This window comes from Nonomuraea sp. NPDC049714, from assembly GCF_044465295.1.
In the GTDB taxonomy this organism is placed as follows: Bacteria; Actinomycetota; Actinomycetes; order Streptosporangiales; family Streptosporangiaceae; genus Nonomuraea.
On the sequence record NZ_JBITLM010000001.1, the window covers coordinates 1 to 17,065 of the forward strand.

Annotated in this window: 17 protein-coding genes; 9 read left to right on the plus strand and 8 right to left on the minus strand. The window is 69.9% G+C overall.

The window, feature by feature from the left end:
* Positions 1 to 1,976 (minus strand): DNA-directed RNA polymerase subunit beta (locus ACIBQX_RS00005; RefSeq protein WP_396999106.1); only part of this gene is annotated, 1,976 nt, incomplete at its 3' end.
* A 251-nt stretch (positions 1,977 to 2,227) separates the two neighbouring features.
* Positions 2,228 to 2,638 carry a YkvA family protein gene (locus tag ACIBQX_RS00010; protein WP_396999107.1) on the minus strand — a complete coding sequence of 137 codons (411 nt, stop codon included), beginning with the start codon at positions 2,636 to 2,638 and terminating at the stop codon, positions 2,228 to 2,230.
* Positions 2,639 to 2,858: 220 nt separating this feature from the next.
* On the opposite strand from ACIBQX_RS00010, the gene ACIBQX_RS00015 reads away from it, so the two are divergent.
* Together ACIBQX_RS00015 and ACIBQX_RS00020 are read left to right on the plus strand one after the other, a co-directional pair.
* Positions 2,859 to 3,503 (plus strand): hypothetical protein, encoded by a 645-nt coding sequence (locus ACIBQX_RS00015; RefSeq protein WP_396999108.1) that lies wholly within the window; start codon positions 2,859 to 2,861, stop codon positions 3,501 to 3,503.
* Positions 3,504 to 3,705: 202 nt separating this feature from the next.
* Positions 3,706 to 3,885, plus strand: coding sequence for a hypothetical protein (locus tag ACIBQX_RS00020; RefSeq protein WP_396999109.1), 180 nt, complete (start codon positions 3,706 to 3,708; stop codon positions 3,883 to 3,885).
* On the opposite strand, the gene ACIBQX_RS00025 is transcribed toward ACIBQX_RS00020, so the two are convergent.
* A complete protein-coding gene (locus ACIBQX_RS00025) occupies positions 3,882 to 4,889 on the minus strand; it encodes a helix-turn-helix transcriptional regulator (RefSeq protein ID WP_396999110.1) in 1,008 nt (335 codons plus the stop codon). The genes ACIBQX_RS00020 and ACIBQX_RS00025 overlap by 4 nt on opposite strands.
* A 110-nt stretch (positions 4,890 to 4,999) precedes the next feature.
* On the opposite strand from ACIBQX_RS00025, the gene ACIBQX_RS00030 reads away from it, so the two are divergent.
* The 3 genes from ACIBQX_RS00030 to ACIBQX_RS00040 all read left to right on the plus strand — a co-directional run bounded on the left by ACIBQX_RS00030 (position 5,000) and on the right by ACIBQX_RS00040 (position 7,659).
* Complete coding sequence (locus ACIBQX_RS00030; RefSeq protein ID WP_396999111.1) at positions 5,000 to 5,422, plus strand: VOC family protein; 423 nt, start codon at positions 5,000 to 5,002, stop codon at positions 5,420 to 5,422.
* Positions 5,423 to 5,523: 101 nt separating this feature from the next.
* The gene (locus ACIBQX_RS00035; protein ID WP_396999112.1) at positions 5,524 to 6,552 is read left to right on the plus strand and encodes an aldo/keto reductase; all 1,029 of its coding nucleotides are present in this window, start codon (positions 5,524 to 5,526) and stop codon (positions 6,550 to 6,552) included.
* A gap of 3 nt (positions 6,553 to 6,555) precedes the next feature.
* Positions 6,556 to 7,659 carry a winged helix DNA-binding domain-containing protein gene (locus ACIBQX_RS00040; protein WP_396999113.1) on the plus strand — a complete coding sequence of 368 codons (1,104 nt, stop codon included), beginning with the start codon at positions 6,556 to 6,558 and terminating at the stop codon, positions 7,657 to 7,659.
* A gap of 43 nt (positions 7,660 to 7,702) precedes the next feature.
* Here the strand turns inward: ACIBQX_RS00040 and ACIBQX_RS00045 are convergent, their stop codons facing one another.
* Positions 7,703 to 8,728 (minus strand): aldo/keto reductase, encoded by a 1,026-nt coding sequence (locus ACIBQX_RS00045; RefSeq protein ID WP_396999114.1) that lies wholly within the window; start codon positions 8,726 to 8,728, stop codon positions 7,703 to 7,705.
* Between the two features lie 107 nt (positions 8,729 to 8,835).
* Between ACIBQX_RS00045 and ACIBQX_RS00050 the strand changes: the two genes are divergently transcribed.
* Entirely contained in the window at positions 8,836 to 9,426 is a 591-nt protein-coding gene (locus ACIBQX_RS00050; RefSeq protein WP_396999115.1) for a TetR/AcrR family transcriptional regulator, read from the plus strand.
* Positions 9,427 to 9,465: 39 nt separating this feature from the next.
* Here ACIBQX_RS00050 and ACIBQX_RS00055 read toward each other — a convergent pair whose 3' ends face one another.
* A complete protein-coding gene (locus tag ACIBQX_RS00055) occupies positions 9,466 to 10,782 on the minus strand; it encodes an aspartate aminotransferase family protein (protein WP_396999116.1) in 1,317 nt (438 codons plus the stop codon).
* A gap of 118 nt (positions 10,783 to 10,900) precedes the next feature.
* Between ACIBQX_RS00055 and ACIBQX_RS00060 the strand changes: the two genes are divergently transcribed.
* Entirely contained in the window at positions 10,901 to 11,806 is a 906-nt protein-coding gene (locus tag ACIBQX_RS00060) for a LysR family transcriptional regulator (protein ID WP_396999117.1), read from the plus strand.
* Here the strand turns inward: ACIBQX_RS00060 and ACIBQX_RS00065 are convergent.
* A complete protein-coding gene (locus tag ACIBQX_RS00065; protein WP_396999118.1) occupies positions 11,801 to 13,264 on the minus strand; it encodes an MFS transporter in 1,464 nt (487 codons plus the stop codon). The genes ACIBQX_RS00060 and ACIBQX_RS00065 overlap by 6 nt on opposite strands.
* 359 nt (positions 13,265 to 13,623) lie before the next feature.
* Here ACIBQX_RS00065 and ACIBQX_RS00070 point away from each other — a divergent pair, with 359 nt between their 5' ends.
* Positions 13,624 to 14,220 carry a helix-turn-helix domain-containing protein gene (locus tag ACIBQX_RS00070; RefSeq protein WP_397001495.1) on the plus strand — a complete coding sequence of 199 codons (597 nt, stop codon included), beginning with the start codon at positions 13,624 to 13,626 and terminating at the stop codon, positions 14,218 to 14,220.
* 319 nt (positions 14,221 to 14,539) lie between these two features.
* On the opposite strand, the gene ACIBQX_RS00075 is transcribed toward ACIBQX_RS00070, so the two are convergent.
* Positions 14,540 to 14,887: an Lsr2 family protein gene (locus tag ACIBQX_RS00075; protein WP_396999119.1), complete on the minus strand. Its 348-nt coding sequence runs from the start codon at positions 14,885 to 14,887 to the stop codon at positions 14,540 to 14,542.
* Between the two features lie 701 nt (positions 14,888 to 15,588).
* On the opposite strand from ACIBQX_RS00075, the gene ACIBQX_RS00080 reads away from it, so the two are divergent.
* Positions 15,589 to 16,692 (plus strand): glycerophosphodiester phosphodiesterase, encoded by a 1,104-nt coding sequence (locus tag ACIBQX_RS00080; RefSeq protein ID WP_396999120.1) that lies wholly within the window; start codon positions 15,589 to 15,591, stop codon positions 16,690 to 16,692.
* A gap of 123 nt (positions 16,693 to 16,815) precedes the next feature.
* Here the strand turns inward: ACIBQX_RS00080 and ACIBQX_RS00085 are convergent, their stop codons facing one another.
* Entirely contained in the window at positions 16,816 to 17,052 is a 237-nt protein-coding gene (locus ACIBQX_RS00085; protein ID WP_396999121.1) for a hypothetical protein, read from the minus strand.
* Positions 17,053 to 17,065: the final 13 nt, after the last annotated feature.

Consider the following 17,065-nt stretch of genomic DNA (forward strand, 5'->3'; position numbering starts at 1 on the left):
AACTTGGCCACCCGGTAGGTGGTGCGGGTCCCGTCGTCGTTCATCACGGTGACGTAGTCGGCGGAGACCTCCTCCACCACACCGGCCTTCTCCGCGCTGATCACATCGCCGGCGTCGGTCGCGGCACGATACTCCATGCCGGTGCCGACCAGCGGCGCCTCGCTCTTGAGCAGCGGCACCGACTGACGCTGCATGTTGGAGCCCATCAGCGCCCGGTTGGCGTCGTCGTGCTCCAGGAACGGGATCATCGCCGTGGCCACCGACACCATCTGACGCGGCGACACGTCGATGTAGTCGACCTCCTCGGCACGCGCCAGCTCGGTCTCACCACCCTTGGTGCGGACCAGCACCCGGCTCTCGGCGAACGTGCCGTCCGGGTTGAGCACCGTGTTGGCCTGCGCCTTGACGAAACGGTCCTCCTCGTCCGCAGTCAGGTAGTCGACCTGGTCGGTCACCTTGCCGTCGACGACCTTGCGGTAGGGCGTCTCCACGAAACCGAACGCGTTGATCCGCCCATAGGACGCGAGCGAACCGATCAGGCCGATGTTCGGGCCCTCAGGCGTCTCGATCGGGCACATCCGCCCATAGTGGGACGGGTGCACGTCACGAACCTCGAAGCCCGCCCGCTCACGCGACAGACCACCAGGACCCAGCGCGGACAGGCGGCGCTTGTGCGTCAGGCCGGCCAGCGGGTTGGTCTGGTCCATGAACTGCGACAGCTGCGAAGTGCCGAAGAACTCCCTGATCGACGCCACGACCGGGCGAATGTTGATCAGAGTCTGCGGCGTGATCGCCTCGACGTCCTGCGTGGTCATCCGCTCACGCACGACCCGCTCCATCCGGGCCAGGCCCAGGCGGACCTGGTTCTGGATGAGCTCGCCCACGCTGCGCAGCCGGCGGTTGCCGAAGTGGTCGATGTCGTCGGTCTCGACGATCACCGTGTCGGTCGGCGCGCCCTCGGCCGCGGGCATCGACTCCTCGCCCGCGTGCAGGCGGACGATGTACTCGATCGTGGCGACGATGTCGTCTTCGGTCAGGGTGTTGCGCGTGATCTCGGCATCGACGCCGAGTTTCTTGTTGACCTTGTAGCGACCCACCTTGGCGAGGTCGTAACGCTTGGGATTGAAGTAGAGGTTCTCCAGCAGGGTCTGCGCCGACTCCTTGGTCGGCGGCTCACCCGGCCGCAGCTTGCGGTAGATGTCGAGCAGGGCGTCATCCTGACCGGCGGTGTGGTCCTTCTCCAGGGTGGCCCGCATCGACTCGTACTGGCCGAACCGCTCGACGATCTGCTCGGTGGTCCATCCCAGCGCCTTGAGAAGCACCGTGACGGCCTGCTTGCGCTTACGGTCGATGCGCACACCGACGCTGTCGCGCTTGTCGATCTCGAACTCGAGCCAGGCACCCCGCGACGGGATGACCCTGCAGGCGTACAAATCCTTGTCCGAGGTCTTGTCGATGCTGCGGTCGAAATAGACGCCCGGGGAGCGCGTCAACTGCGAGGTGACGACACGCTCGGTGCCGTTGATGACGAACGTGCCCTTCGGCGTCATGAGCGGGAAGTCGCCCATGAACACCGTCTGGCTCTTGATCTCACCAGTGGCGTTATTGATGAACTCCGCCGTGACGAACATCGGGGCGGAGAAGGTCATGTCCTTGTCTTTGCACTCATCGACTGAGTACTTCGGCGGCTCGAATCGATGGTCGCGGAACGACAAGGACATGGTCCCCGAGAAGTCCTCGATCGGACTGATCTCTTCGAAGATCTCTTCGAGACCCGACTGGGTCGGGACGTCCTTGCGACCGGCCTGACGAGCCGCCTCGACCCGGCCCTTCCACTTCTCGTTACCGAGCAGCCAGTCAAAAGACTCGGTCTGCAGGGCGAGAAGGTCAGGAACTTCGAGGGGCTCCTGGATGCGCGAAAACGAGACGCGACTGGGACCGGCGGGTACGGCGGAGGCGTTGCGCGAGGCTGCCAACAAATGTCCTTCCGGAGGCACGGATGGAATCGAACTGCGCGCATGCCAAACGCCCCGGCCAAATCCCGGGGCGTCGAAAGACGGCGCAAGGCAGCAGCATAACGCGTATAGAAACGCGTGTCCACCTATAGTGGAGGTGTCAACCACCGTGCCACGTTCATGATTGCACAGCCGGGTGGTCTCGTCAACTCCTCCGGTCGCGGTGAGCTTTCACACCGTACGGCCCGTACGGTGTCCTCTCGGCCGGGTGCTCAGGCGGAGGGCAGCCCCGCCAGACGCAGGACGGCGGCGAGCCCGTCCGGGGTGCCGGGCCAGTGGCGCTCCAGCGCCTGGGGCCCGGCGCCGCGCACCACCGAGCGCAGCACGAGGGCGACCACGATGGCGTCGTCGGCGTAGCCGAGGACGGGGATGAAGTCCGGCACCAGGTCGATGGGCAGCGCCAGGTAGGCCACCAGCAGCCAGAGCCGGATGCGCACCCGGCGGGGCAGGCCGGCGTCGCGGGCCAGGCGCGAGATGAGCCGCAGCAGGTCGGGCAGCAGGCGGATCGCCTCGGTGAGCAGGTTACCCCGGGGCCGGGCGATCGCCAGCGCGGCCAGGGCGAGCAGCCACAGCAGCGCCGCCCCACCCACCACGGCCATCACGACCACGAGCCGGTCGTCCACTGGTCATGCCTCCCCGTGTCCGCCCAGATCCGCCAGAACTCTACCTTTCGCATGCTTGCCCGCATTCACCGGAGACCGGCAAGGCCTCGCACGGCCCGATCCGCGACCTGAGGCAGCGGGCGGCCCTTTGAGGCGAGCCGGTAAAGGCGGCCCATGGGCGCGGCCCGTTCAGGCAGGCCGAAGGAGGCGGGCCGACGCCGGGGTGCGGCAGACTGGGCGGGTGATCATCGTGCAGCCCGTCCTGGAGGCCCACCCCTCCGACGGCTTCTCCCTCTGGCCGGTCGCCGAGGCCGAGTCCTACGACCACCTTCCGCTCAGCGGCGAGCTCAGCCCGGCCGAGGTCGGCACCGCGGTGATGAGCATCGCCGGGTGCAACCACGTCGATCCCCCGGCCGGCGCCCTGCCACGCCCCGCGGATCCGGTCGCGACCTTCCTGCACGGGCTGCTCACGATGGACGACCTCTTCGCCGCCGGCGGCCTGCGCGTCACGGACACCGCCACCGGCATCGTCCTGCTGCCGGGCTGCTGCATCGGCCTGGAGGACTGGCGAAACTGGTCCCTGGCCCTGGACGGCGGGCCGGCCCCTTTCTCCTACGACTTCGGCCACGATCCGTCCCCGACGGTCGAACGCGTCGGCGAGACCGTCCGCCTGACCGTCGACGGCGAACAGGATGACAGCCCGGTGATCGAGGTGACCGCCGCCGAGCTGCGGCATCTGCTGGCCGGAGCGGAGAAGGACCTGACCGGCTTCCTGAACCAGGTCTCCGGCTGGGCCGCGCGCGAGCTCCCCGGCCACGCGACCTCGATCGTCGCCGCCGTCTCCCGTGCCCTGGACATACCGCCACGCCGCGAACCACTCGCTTAATCAATCGAAGGCGACTCTAGAGAATTTCTCGCATGTCGCGTGGCGCAGTGAAGGGCTGTTTCCGCATTCGGGCAGTAGAGTGCCAACATCGACGCTGAGTAGTCGATCAATTACCAAACGATGCGATTGCGGACAGGGTCGATATAGCTCTTCAAAAGCAGCCAAAGGGGACTCTTCTCCCCTCGTACGAAAGGGGGATCACATGCCATCCCAGCTGCCCCTTCTGAGCGCCGCACTGGTCATTCTCGCCGTTCTCTGGCTCACCTATTACGCGATCCGCCGGCTCTCCGACGTCGCACCGACGACGATCGCCGCCGTCATCACCGCCCTGGCCGCCCTGCTCACCGCCACCGCCCACCTCCTCGGCCTGCTTCCCGCCTAGCCGTGCGGCCGCTCCTCAGGATCCGCCGCCTTGGCGTAGCGGCGGGCCAGGTGCGCGAAGGCCTCCTTGAGCTCGGCCGGGCCGACGACCTCGATGTCGGCGTCGAATCTGCCGATGGCGGCGGCCAGGCCGGGCCATGACCACGAGCCCAGGGTGAGCCGGCAGCGGTCCGGGCCGAGTTCCTCGACGAGTCCGTCGCGGACGTAGTGGGACACGGCGGCGGCGGGCAGGTCGAGGATCACCTCCCCGCGGCAGGGCCAGTCGCCGGAGTCGCCGGCGCCTCTGAACCTGGCGGCCACGAAGGCGGCCACCTCGCCGCCGGGCACCTCGCGCGGGGTGAAGCGGGGGCCCGTGGGGGTGCGGGGGGTGATCCGATCGGCTCGGAAGGTGCGCCAGTCCTCGCGGTCGAGGTCCCAGGCGACGAGGTACCAGCGCCCGCCCCAGGTGACGAGGTGATGGGGCTGCACGCGGCGCGGCGCGGTCCGCGCGTCCTCCTCCTCCGCGCTCTGCGGGGAGGAGGAGGCGTAGTCGAGGCGCAGCACCTCGCGAGCGTGCACGGCGGCGCTCAGTGCCATGAGCACGCCGCTGTCGACCTGCGGATCCGGCCGGAGCGCGGGCCGCTCGACGGCCGTGACCCGGAGGGTGTCGATCCGGTGGCGCAGCCGTGCGGGCATGACCTGCCGGACGGTGTTCAGCGCGCGGGCCGCGGCCTCCTCGATGCCGGCGCCGGCGGTGGTGGCGATCTGGAGGGCGATGGCCAGGGCGACGGCCTGCTCGTCGTCGAACAGCAACGGGGGCAGCTCCGTGCCGGCGTCGAGGCGGTATCCGCCGTCGGGGCCCTTGAAGGTCATGATGGGGTAACCGAGCTCGCGCAGGCGGTCGACATCTCGGCGCACGGTGCGCGGGCTGATGTCCAGCCGCTCGGCGAGCAGCGCTCCCGGCCAGTCCCGGCGCGCCTGGAGCAGCGAGAGCAACGCCAGCAGGCGCGCTGAGGTCTTCGGCATGACTCCATTTTGGCCCAAGTAGCGGCCACATCCTGTCCTCTACCCCTGCGACTGTCGTCTTGCGCCGGACCACGGCGTACCGATCGACAATCGAGGCACAGGAGCCATCCATGGCCGTCAAGTCCGTGACCCATCTGAACTTCCGGGGCGACGCCCGTGCGGCGCTGGAGTTCTACCAAGCCGTGTTCGGTGGGGACCTCGCCGTCATTACGTACAAGGACGCCGGGAGCGTGCAGGACCCCGCCGAGGCGGATCAGGTGATGTGGGGGCAGGTGCTCGCCGGTAACGGCTTCCACGTGATGGCCTACGACGTGCCCTCGCACCTGCCGTGGGACCAGGGGGAGAACTCCTTCTTCCTCTCCGTCCGCAGTGAGACCGCGGACGAGATCACCACGTACTGGGAGAAACTGTCCGCTGGAGCCACCATCGTGCAGCCGCTCGCGCCCGCGCAGTGGGCGCCGCTCTACGGGATGCTCAAGGACCGCTTCGGCGTCGTCTGGGTCCTGGACGTGGTGAGCGAATACGGCGGGTGAGCATCGCGCGTGGTGGGGGGGGGGCCCCCCCCCCCCCCCCCCCCCCCCCCCCCCCCCCCGCCGCGCCCGCGATCACCACATGCTCGAAGGGAACGACCAGAATGAGAATGCGACCTTTGGGGCGGACCGGGATACAGGTCAGCCCCTACTGCCTGGGCACGATGATGTTCGGCCAGGTGGGCAATCCCGACCACGACGACTGCGTCCGCATCATCCACCGAGCCGTCGACGCCGGGATCAACGTCATCGACACCGCGGACGTGTACGCCTACAGCGAGACCGAGGAGATCGTCGGCAAGGCGCTGAAAGGCCGCCGCGACGACGTCGTCCTCGCCACCAAGGTGAGCGGTCCGATGGGGGACGATCCCAACCGGCGAGGCAACTCCCGGCGCTGGATCGTCACCGCGGTCGAGGACTCGCTGCGCCGCCTCCGGACCGACCACATCGACCTCTACCAGATCCACCACCCCGACCCCCGGACCGACATCGAGGAGACCCTCTCCGCGCTGACGGACCTGATGCGCAGTGGCAAGGTGCGCGCCATCGGCACCTCGAACTTCCCCGCCTCGGACATCGTCGAGGCTCAGTGGGTGGCCGAGCGGCGCGCTCTGGCCCGCTTCCGCACCGAGCAGCCGCCGTACTCTCTCCTCAACCGCGGCATCGAGCGGGAGGTGCTGCCCGTCTGCGAGCGCTACGGCCTGGGCGCCCTCGTGTGGAGCCCGCTCGGGATGGGCCTGCTCACCGGCCGTCACCGAAAGGACCGGAAGGCTCCCGAGCGCCGGATGGCCTGGGTGCCCAGGCACATGACCGACGAGCGTACGCACGAGACCGTCGAGCGGCTCGCCCTGCTGGCCGAGGAGGCCGGAGTGCCCTTGACCCACATGGCGATGGCGTTCGCGGTCGCCCACCCGGGCGTCACGGCGGCGATCATCGGGCCGCGCAGCATGGAGCAGCTCGACGACCTGCTGGCCGGCGCCGATACCATCCTCGATGATGACATTCTCGACAGGATCGACGAGATCGTGCCTCCGGGGACCGACGTGGGCCCGCTCGACGTGTCGTACGACCCGCCGGCCGTCACGCGGGCGGCGCTGCGCCGGCGATCGGCCGGCGAGCGCGCGGCGGCGTGACCGATGACCGTTCTGGGCAACCGGGCGCTCAACCGCGCGACGCTCGCCCGGCAGTTGCTGCTCGACCGCGCCGACCTGCCGGTTCTCGACGCCGTCGGGCACCTGTGCGGGCTACAGGCGCAGGAACCGCAGGAGCCGTTCGTGGGGCTCTGGTCGCGGTTGCGCGCGTTCGACCCGGCGGTGCTGTCGGATCTGCTGATCCGGCGGAGCGTGGTGCGGACCCACCTCATGCGCCGCACGGTCCACCTCGTCACCGCCGAGGACGTCCTGGCGTGGCGGTCCCGGCACGACGCCATGCTGCGCCAGCGGGTGCTCGGGGTCTACCGGGACGAGCTCGCCGGGGTGGACCTCGACGAGCTCGCGGCGGCGGGCCGGGCGCTGCTGGCCGACGGTGAGCCGCGCTCGATGAGCCAGGTCGCGCGGGAGCTGGCCGGGCGCTGGCCGGCGCCCGGACCGCGGGCGCTGGGTGAAATGGTGATCGCCGCGCTCGTCCCGGTGGCGCAGCTGCCGCCGCGCGGGGTGTGGCGCGCGCGGGCGGGGGTGCGCAACGTCCCGCTCTCCTCCTGGCTGGGACGTGAGATCGACCCGCCGTCCCCGGACGGCTCCGACCCGGTCGGTGAAGCGCTGGTACGGCGCTATCTGGCCGCGTTCGGACCCGCCGCCTCGGCCGACCTGCGTGCCTGGTGCGGCCTCGCCGGGCTGCCGGGCGCGGTGGCCGCGATCCGGGACGAGCTCGTCACCTTCCGCGACGAGCGAGGCCGGGAACTGCTGGACCTCCCCGACGCGCCGCGCCCCGACCCCGGCACACCCGCTCCGGTACGGTTCCTGCCGGCGTTCGACAACGTGATCCTCGGCTACCACGACCGTGGCCGGATCATCGACCAGGCCCACCGGGGTCTGTCGGTGGCCGGTGCGCGCGTCGTCCTGGTCGACGGCCGGGTGGCCGCGACCTGGACCGTCGAGACCGGGACCGGCACTGTGACCGTCGCGCCGCTGCGCACCTTCTCCCGGACCGACCGCGACGCCGTGGCCGAGCAGGGGCGGGCGCTGGCGTCGTTCCTCTCCGACGGCGGCGCCCACCGCGTACAGATCGCCGCGCCTGCCTGAGGGGCGCGGGTCCGGGCGCCCGCGCGGTCATGCGGCGGCCCGGTCATGCGGCGACACGGTCATCGGCGGGGCGGCGGCGCAGGGCCGGGCGCTGCAGGGCCGGGGGCAGGTAGGCCATGTCGAGCGTGCCGACGTCGGTGCCGGGCGGGACGATCTCGTCGATCCGGTCGAGGATCTCGTCGGTGAGCGTGACGTCGACGCCGGCCAGCAGGTCGTCGAGCTGCGCCATGGTGCGCGGCCCGATGATCGCGGTGGTCACGCCGGGATGAGCGATCGCGAACGCCATCGCGAGGTGGGTCATCGGCAGGCCCGCCTCTGCGGCGAGCGGGATGATCCGCTCGACGGCGTCGAGCCGGCGCTCGTCACTGAGGTGCTTGAAGTGGGCGGCGCGGCGGAGGTCGGTCCGCTGCCCCCTGCGGACGCGCCCGGTGAGCATGCCCTGCGCGAGCGGGCTCCACACCATCGTGCCCATCCCGTAGCGCTGGGCGACGGGCAGCACTTCGGTTTCGATGCCGCGGCTGAGGATGGAGTAGGTCGGTTGTTCGGTGCGGAACCGTTCCAGGCCGCGCCGCTCTGCCACCCATTGGGCTTCGACGATGTCGGAGGCGGGCATCGCGGACGATCCGATCGCCCGCACCTTACCGCTGTGGATCAGGTCCGAGAGCGCGGAGAGCGTCTCCTCGATGTCGGTGTCGGGGTCCGGCCGGTGGATCTGGTAGAGGTCGATGTGGTCGGTCCGGAGGCGGCGCAGCGAGTCCTCGACCGCGGTCATGATCCAGCGTCTGGAGTTGCCTCGCCGGTTGGGGTCGTCACCCATCGGCAGGTGGAGCTTGGTCGCGAGGACGACGTCGTCGCGACGCCCCTTGAGCGCCTTTCCCACGATCTCCTCGGACTCTCCGTGGGCGTACGCGTCGGCGGTGTCGACGAGGTTGATCCCCGCGTCCAGCGCTCGGTGGATGATGCGGATCGAGTCGTCGTGGTCGGGGTTGCCGATGGCCCCGAACATCATGGCGCCCAGAGCATAGGGGCTGACCTTGATGCCGGTCCGGCCGAGGGTGCGGTACCGCATGCCGTTTCTCCTGAGATCGCGCTGGATGACGTATCCTGAACTTAAACGGAACGCCTTTCCGGAACTATACGGAAAAGCTTTCCGGTTAAGCAAGCGAAGGAGTTGTCGTGACGGAGAACACGGCGCCGCGCCGGCTGCGCGCCGACGCGCGACGCAACGTCGACGCCCTGCTCGAAGCGGCGAAGGCCGTCTTCGGCACCTCGGGCGTGGACGCCCCCGCCAAGGAGATCTCCGATCTGGCCGGCGTCGGAGTCGGAACCCTGTACCGGCACTTCCCCCAGCGCTCGGACCTCGTCAAGGCCGTGTTCCAGCGCGAGGTGGACGCCTGCGCCGACGCCGCCCCGGCCCTGGCCGCGGCGTACGAGCCGGGGGAAGCGCTCGCCAGGTGGCTCCACCGGTACACCGAGTTCCTCGCGACCAAACGAGGACTCGCCACCGCCCTCCACTCGGGCGATCCGGCCTTCGACGCCCTGCCCGGCTACTTCATGCGGCGGCTCGCGCCCACCCTCGGCTCACTGCTCGAAGCCGCGACGGCCGGCGGCGAGATCCGCGCCGGCATCAGCCCCGAGGACCTCCTGTACGCCGTCGCCAACCTGTGCCTGCCCGTGACGGACGAGGGGGTCGCATACAGCCGGCGCATGGTCGCGCTCCTCATCGACGGCCTGCGCTACGGCGCCGAAACGAGCCGGCCGGGCTGACCCTGGGCCGGCCTCGGCCGGCGGTTCCCGCACGTCGGCTCATGGGTTGACGGGCGCCGCGGCGTCGAGCACCGCCTTGAGAGACGCTTCGAGGATGTCCACACCGGCGTGCAGTTCGTCGTCACTGATCGTGAGAGGCGGGGCGATCCGGAAGATGCCCCCCATCCCGGGCAGCTGGACGATGTTCATGTGAAGGCCTCGGTCGAGACAGGCCGAGGTGACCGCGGCGCCCAGCGCGTCGGCGGGCGCCTTGCTCTTCTTGTCCCGCACGAGCTCGACACCCTGGAGCAGGCCACGGCCGCGAACGTCACCGACGACCTCGTACCCGTCGCGCAGCGCCAGCAGCCGGCCGGTGAGCTGATCGCCCAACTCCGCCGCGCGCTCGACGAGGTTCTCGCGGTCGATGACGTCCAGGACCGTCACCGCGACCGCGGCCGCCAGCGGATCGGAGACATGCGTGGTGTAGAAGAGGAAGCCCCGCTCGTGGCAGACCTGCTCGATCTCGGCGGTCGTCACGACGGCCGCCACGGGCAACCCGGCCCCGAGGGTCTTCGACAACGTCAGGATGTCCGGGGTGACCCCATCGCGCTCGAACGCGTACATCGCCCCGGTGCGGCCGAGGCCGGTCTGCGCCTCGTCGAGGATGAGCAGCATCCCGCGCTCGTCGCACATCTCCTTCAGACGGCGCAGATACCCGGGCGGCAGGTCGAGGATCCCGCCCGAGGACAGGATGGGCTCGACGAGGCAGGCGGCGAGGCTCCCGGCGGACTGCTGGTCGACCAGCGCGAAGCCGTAGGCGAGCTCGGTCTCCCAGTCGTACGACCCGTCGGAGGAGCGAAACGGCGAACGGTAGGCGTTCGGCGCGGGCAGCGCGAGGTTCCCCGGCGTCGGCGGACCGTAACCGCGCCGCCCGGCCGAGAAGGTCGCGGAGGCCGCCCCCTGGGTCATGCCGTGCCACGACCGGTCGAAGGAGACGATCTCGTAGCGGCCGGTGGAGAGCTTGGCCATCTTGATCGCGGCCTCGTTCGCCTCGGCCCCCGTGGTGAGCAGCAGCATCTTGGCCAGGGCGGGAGGCAGCGTCGCGGTGAGCCTGTCGGCGAGCTCCAGCACCGGAGCGCTGAGCATGCCGCTGAAGAGGTGGTCCAGCGACGCGACCGCGGACGAGACCGTCGCCACGATGTCCGGGTGCGCGTGGCCGAGGATGGCACTCATCTGCCCGGAGGTGAAGTCGAGGATCCGCCTGCCCTCACGATCGAAGACGTGCACGCCGGAGGCTCGTTCGATGATCCTCGGGGTGAAGCCGACTCCGTAGCGGATCAGCAGCCGGTCCGCCTCGCCCCAGAACGTGGTGTCCATCGTCAACCTCTCTGACCGACGCCGAATGTCGTGCTCGCTGCCATCTTCGATCGCCACAAGAGTCGTAACAAGCAAACAAATGCGACATACCATTCGGCACTGCCTTACAGTCGGCACCATGCTCAACCCGCGACGCCTCGCGATCCTGCGTGCGGTGCTGGCGGCCGGATCGATCAACGGCGCCGCCCGGAACCTCAGCTACTCCCCCGCGACGATCAGCCAGCACATGACCGCCCTGGCGAAAGAGACCGGCCTGATCTTGTTCGAGAAGCAGGGACGCGGCATCGGCCCCACCGAGGCCGCACGGCACCTGGCCGACGAAGCCCAGTCGCTGCTCGCCGACTTCGGGCGCCTCGATCGCGTCGTCGCGGACCTGCGGGGAGGCCAGGCGCAACATCTGGCCATCGCCTGCTTCGCCTCCGCGGCCGAACGATGGATACCCGAAGTCGTGCGGGCCGTCCGCCGGCACCAGCCGAACCTCACCGTCGAGATCAGCCTCAACGAACCCGTCGACGGACGCGGCCGCCGGCGACCGGACCTGGACATCAGGACCGAGCCCGCCAACGGCGCCGACGTGCACCTCGACGGCTACCGGCGGCACGAACTCACCGTCGAGGAGCTCGTCGCCGTGCTCCCCGGTACGCACCCGCTCGTCGGCGCCCGCGAACTCGCTCTCCGGGACCTCGCGACCGAACCCTGGGTCGATCACGACATCTACGACAGCCCGATCGGGCAGATCGTCCTGAGCGCCTGCAGGTCCGCCGGCTTCACGCCACGCCACGCCGCCCGCCTGGACGATCACCGGGCGGCGCTGCGGCTGGTGGCGGCGGGCATCGGCGTCACCGTCCTGCCGCGCCTGGCCGTGGCGGAGCTCCCCGACGGACTCGTCGCCAGGCCGATCGTCCGCCCTGCCATCCTGCGGCGCATCGTCGTGCACGCCCGCCAGGATCAACGCCGTGGCGACCTCATCGCCCGCGCGGTGACACGGCTTCACGAGAGCGCCGCCGCATCAAGCGCCTCATGATCCGGTAGGCCCGCCAGAAGATCGCCGTTGCCGCGGACCCCGCGCGAGAACGTAGACGAACAGGACCGCCATGACCACCGCGCCTGCCCACATGGCCTGCTGCCACCCGTCGACGAAGGACTCCCGGGCGGCTCGGGCGAGCGCCGACGCCTGAGGGCCGGTCAGGTCGGCGACCACGAGGGCGTTGGCGATGCCCTCGCGGGCGGTGTCGGCGGCGGCGTCGGGCACTCCGGCGAGCCGGGAGTCGATGGCGTCGCGGTAGCCCGCGGTCAGGACCGCGCCGAGCAGCGCGACACCGAGCGCCGAGCCGAACTCCCGGGTGACGTCGTTGAGCGCGGACGCCACACCTTGACGCGCACGCGGCAAGGCGCTGGTGATGGCCTCGGTGGAGGGTGTCATCGTCAGCCCCATGCCGAGCCCCATGGCGAGCATGCCGGGCAGGATCGAGAGGTAGCCGCCGTCGACGGAGACGAAGGCGGCCATGAGGACCAGCCCCGCGCCCCCCAGGAAGATCCCTGAGGCCATCGTCGAGCGGCCGCCGATCCGCGCTGCCACGCGCGGGGCGAGGCCGGAGGCGAACATCATCAGCAGCGCCATCGGCATGAACGCCAGGGTGGAGCGGAGGCCGGACCAGCCGAGCACCGCCTGGAAGTACGGGAAGAGGACCACGAAGATCCCCGCCTGCACGCCGAAGACCGTCAGGAGCGACACGGAACCGCTCGCGAGCCCCCGCTCCCGGAACAGGCGGACGTCGAGAAGCGGAGCCCGCCGGCGCAATTCCCATGCCACGAATCCGGCACCGGCGACGAGGCCGACGAGGAGGCTCGCCAGCGTCGCGGGCGCGGTCCAGCCCCGTTCGGGGCCCTCGTGCAGGAAGAAGACCAGCCCGACCACCGCGACCACGGACGACAGAGAACCGACGACGTCGAACCCGTGCCCTGACGCCTCCCGCGAGTCCGGGATGGATCGCAGCGCCAGGACGAGGGCGACGACGACGAGCACGACCGGCAGGACGAAAAGCCACCGCCAGCTCGCCAGGTCGACCAGGACGGCCGACAGGTACATCCCCAGGATGCCGCCACCGCCGGCGACGCCGGTCCACACGCCGATCGCCTTGGAACGTTCCTCGTCCGGGAAGGTCGAGGTGATGACCGCGAGGGTGACCGGCATGATCATCGCCGCGCCCACGCCGCTCAGGAAACGTGCGGCGAGCATCATCTCGGACGACGTGGCGAAGCCGGCCGCCGCACTCGCGGTTCCGAAGACGAGCAGGCCCGCGAGCAGCATCGGCCTGCGGCCCCACCGGTCGCCCATCGCGCCCAGCGGCAGGAGCGACGCGGCCAGAGTGATGGTGTAGAGGTTGATGAACCACAGGACCTCGGTCTGCGAGGCGTCGAACTCGACGGCGAGCGCCGGCTGGGCGACGTTCAGCCCGGACATCGAAGCGATGACCGCCATGAGCGCGACGCAGACCCCGACCAGGATCGTACGTCGTTGTCGTGGGTCTCGGACGATCGGGCCGAGGGCCTCTGTGGCTGAGGACCGGTTCGTGCTCAAGGGCATTCCTTTCGGGCAGGCGCTGTCGGAGCGGATGATCAGCGGTGTCGGGTGGCGCGGACGACGACGTCGTGGAGGGGGACCGCCCGGTCCCCGCGCGGCCGGTCAGCGTGCGCGGGTGCTCGTCGGCGGTGACGATCTGCCACTCCGAGCCGATCATGTGCGGCGGTGGCCGGCGCCTGGACGCCGCCGCACGCCGCCATCGTGCTGACAGGGCGGGCGGATGTGCAAACCCTGTTGCCAAATGGCAAAATGGCGGGGTGGACGAAGCCATTGACCGCACCCTTGACGCCGTCGGCCCGAGGTTGAAACGCCTTCGGCTGCATCGCGACGTCACGCTCGCCGACCTCGCGGCAGAGACCGGCATCTCCATCAGCACCCTGTCCCGGCTCGAGGCCGGCCTGCGACGTCCCACGCTCGAGCAGCTGCTTCCGCTCGCCCGTGCCCACGGGGTCACGCTCGACGAGCTCGTCGATGCGCCGCCGACCGGCGACCCCCGCGTCAACCTGCGTCCCATCCCCTGTGGCGACGGCTCGGTCATCATGCCGCTCACCCGCAGACCCGGGGGGATCCAGGCTTACAAGTTCGTCCTGCCGGCCGGCAGCGACGACGACGAACCCGACCTGCGCACCCACGAGGGCTACGACTGGGTCTATGTCCTCAACGGAACCCTCCGCCTGGTCCTCGGAGAGCACGACCTCATCCTCAAGCCCGGAGAGGCGGCGGAGTTCGACACGCGCACCCCGCACTGGTTCGGAGCCACCAGCGCCGGTCCCGTCGAGCACCTGAGTCTCATCGGCAAACAAGGCGAACGCGCGCACGTCCGTGCGGCACCGAAACACGGCCCGGCCGAGTGAGAGCTCGTGCCGTCAGAGCTCTCGTGCCGTCAGAGCCACTGTCATGACGGTGTCGGATGTCGCCGTCGAGCCGGAGATCAGTGCCGGGTGGCGTCCGCAGTGTCTGCGGTGCCCCGATGCCGGCGCTCATGCGCATCGGTCAACGTCGCCTACGCCGGCTTTCTCGCTTCGGTCACCGAGTGAGCGAGCCAGCGCCCTTTACATTGTAGATTCATGATTCTCGCCTGCTTCGCGCGCCGGGTGCCCTGCGCCCGGCGCGCAGCAGGAACAAGGAGCACGCCGCCCAGCTGAGGCGGCTCTCCAAGCTTCCGCCCGTGCCCTAGTGGGACGCTTCGTACTTCTCCACCACCGTGGAGGCGATCCGGCCGCGCTCGCTCACCGGAAGGCCCTGCGTCCTGGCCCACTGCCGGATCTCGGCCGACTTCTCCCGGCTCAGGGCACGAGCGGAGCCGACCGCCCCGCGCCGGCCTCGCCCGGCCCGCTCACTCCTGACCGCGCGAGCCTTGGTGATGAAGGGCGACAGCGCCTTGCGCAAGGCTTCCTCGTTCTTCTCCCCCAAGTCGATCTCATACGCGACGCCGTCGAGACCGAACTTGACGATGTTCTCCGACTCCATCGGGCTGCCATCGAGGTCGTCAATGAAAATCTCTTGAATCCGCTTAGCCATGTTCGAACTCCACGCTCGTCAGGATTTTTTGGCTACTGTAGCGCTCTTCAGTAGAACAAGCGCCACCCAAGACCTTAGTGCCCGCCAATCAAGGCGGCGAACTGCCACTGAAGCTCGAAGTCAGTCACAGCCGCGCCGAACTCCGCACGGCATAGTGAGCCGGCCTCACGGCGGAACCGCGTTAGCGCGTCACCGGCGGATGCCTTCCGCCTCATACGCCCACACGAACTCAAGGCCAATCTCATCGGGCGCTGACCAGCACTGGTGAGCCAATCCCGCGCACGGCGCCACGTACCCCTCAATCTTTGGGCGTTGTCGGTGCGCCGTCGTAGTCAGGGCCGATAGGCTAGCGCCGAAACGGTTCGGTGTGCCCTCGATGCCCGGTGCGGCAAAGGACCTCGTCGCGGGGTTGTCATCCGGCCGATATCCCGTCGGCGGATCATCACGATGCGGACCACACTATCGAAGCCGAATTCAAACGATTGGCCACGGTCCTTCCGCACTCCGGGAACACTCCGCACACCAATCGGCATCCCGGCCCGGTGTCCGCGATTCCCGGACATGGCCGACAGGGAAATGAGACGGTCGGCGGATACCGCCGGCACGGAGCGCCGAGCCGGCTCTCACCGTGATGGAGCCCGCACCATAACCAGCCATCGCGCCGTAACCCCCGGGCCACCCGGGCGGCCTACCGTACGCGCATGATGATCCGCAAGCTCGCCGCCGGAGCGCTCGCCGTCCTGATGGGCGGCACGGTCGCCGTCGTGCTGTCCCAGCCCACTCCCGCCACGGCCGAGCGCCGCGGCGTCGCACCGCTCGTGATCGGGCATCGCGGCGCCAGCGCCCACCGCCCCGAGCACACCCTGCTGTCGTACGAGGCCGCCATCGCGATGGGCGCCGACTACATCGAGCCCGACCTGGTCGCCACGAAGGACCATGTGCTCGTGGCCCGGCACGAGAACGAGATCTCGGGCACCACCGACGTGTCCGCCAGGACCGAGTTCGCGGACCGCCGCACGACCAAGACCATCGACGGCAGGCAGGTCACCGGCTGGTTCACCGAGGACTTCACGCTGGCCGAGCTGAGGACGCTGCGCGCCAAGGAGCGCGTCCCGGACCTGCGGCCGGACAACGCCGCCTTCGACGGGCTGGCCGGGGTGCCCACGTTCGAGGAGGTCGTGCAGCTGGCGCAGCGGCACGGCGTGGGCGTCTACCCCGAGACCAAGCACCCGACCTACTTCGACTCGATCGGCCTGTCGCTGGAGGAGCCGCTGCTGGAGGTGCTGAAGGAGCACCGGGTCCGCAAGGTCTTCATCCAGTCGTTCGAGACGGCCAATCTGCGTGACCTGCGTGCCAAGACCAGGCTGCCGCTGATCCAGCTCATCACGCAGGGCGGCGCCCCCTACGACTGGGCGGCGGCGGGCGACTCGCGCACCTACGACGACATGGTCAAGCCCGAGGGGCTGCGTCAGGTGGCGACGTACGCCGACGGGATCGGTGTGGACACGCGGCGCGTCATCCCCGTGGACGCCGACGGCAGACTCCAGCAGCCGACCACGCTCGTCGCGGACGCGCACCGCCGGCGGTTGAAGGTCCACGTGTGGACCGTACGGAACGAGAACTCCCAGCTGCCTCTGGACCACCGGCTGGGCAACCCGGCGAGCCCTGTGTACCAGCGGGCCACGGGCGATGTGATGGGCTGGCTGGACCGGCTGCTCGCCGAGGGCGTCGACGGCGCCTTCTGCGACGACCCCGCCATGGGCCGGGCCGTCGTCGCCCGCCAGACGGCGGATCCCAGGCTCTGACCTGCCGCGACAGCGGAGCTCCTGACGAGTGCCCGGCGCTTCCGGGCCTGGGCGGCGCGCGCGAGGCCCGCCCGCACGCCTCGGCGATCACCGTGCCGCCCAGCGCTCCGGAAGATGGGCGGATCAGAGGGTGAGGCAGCCCACGAGCGGGACTTCGGGCGGGACGGCGAGGGCGCCGGTGGGGCTGGCGACACCACCGGTCGTGCAGTTGGCCATCATCACGGGATCGATCCTGGTGATCGACTCCAGGCTCTTCATCGTCGCGGGATCGACGACAGCGTGAGCCGGGGCGGACAGGGTCATGCCGCCGATGGCGGCGATCACCGTGGCGGCGGCGATCCTACGGGGGTATGTACGCACTGGAACCTCCTTG

Bases quoted from the DNA above. Each gene is read 5' to 3' on its own strand.
- ACIBQX_RS00020 (WP_396999109.1), top strand. From the start codon at position 3,706: ATGCCATCCCAGCTGCCCCTTCTGAGCGCCGCACTGGTCATTCTCGCC.
- ACIBQX_RS00025 (WP_396999110.1), bottom strand. From the start codon at position 4,889: ATGCCGAAGACCTCAGCGCGCCTGCTGGCGTTGCTCTCGCTGCTCCAG.
- ACIBQX_RS00030 (WP_396999111.1), top strand. From the start codon at position 5,000: ATGGCCGTCAAGTCCGTGACCCATCTGAACTTCCGGGGCGACGCCCGT.
- ACIBQX_RS00035 (WP_396999112.1), top strand. From the start codon at position 5,524: ATGAGAATGCGACCTTTGGGGCGGACCGGGATACAGGTCAGCCCCTAC.
- ACIBQX_RS00040 (WP_396999113.1), top strand. From the start codon at position 6,556: ATGACCGTTCTGGGCAACCGGGCGCTCAACCGCGCGACGCTCGCCCGG.
- ACIBQX_RS00045 (WP_396999114.1), bottom strand. From the start codon at position 8,728: ATGCGGTACCGCACCCTCGGCCGGACCGGCATCAAGGTCAGCCCCTAT.
- ACIBQX_RS00055 (WP_396999116.1), bottom strand. From the start codon at position 10,782: ATGGACACCACGTTCTGGGGCGAGGCGGACCGGCTGCTGATCCGCTAC.
- ACIBQX_RS00060 (WP_396999117.1), top strand. From the start codon at position 10,901: ATGCTCAACCCGCGACGCCTCGCGATCCTGCGTGCGGTGCTGGCGGCC.
- ACIBQX_RS00065 (WP_396999118.1), bottom strand. From the start codon at position 13,264: ATGGCGGTCATCGCTTCGATGTCCGGGCTGAACGTCGCCCAGCCGGCG.
- ACIBQX_RS00075 (WP_396999119.1), bottom strand. From the start codon at position 14,887: ATGGCTAAGCGGATTCAAGAGATTTTCATTGACGACCTCGATGGCAGC.
- ACIBQX_RS00080 (WP_396999120.1), top strand. From the start codon at position 15,589: ATGATGATCCGCAAGCTCGCCGCCGGAGCGCTCGCCGTCCTGATGGGC.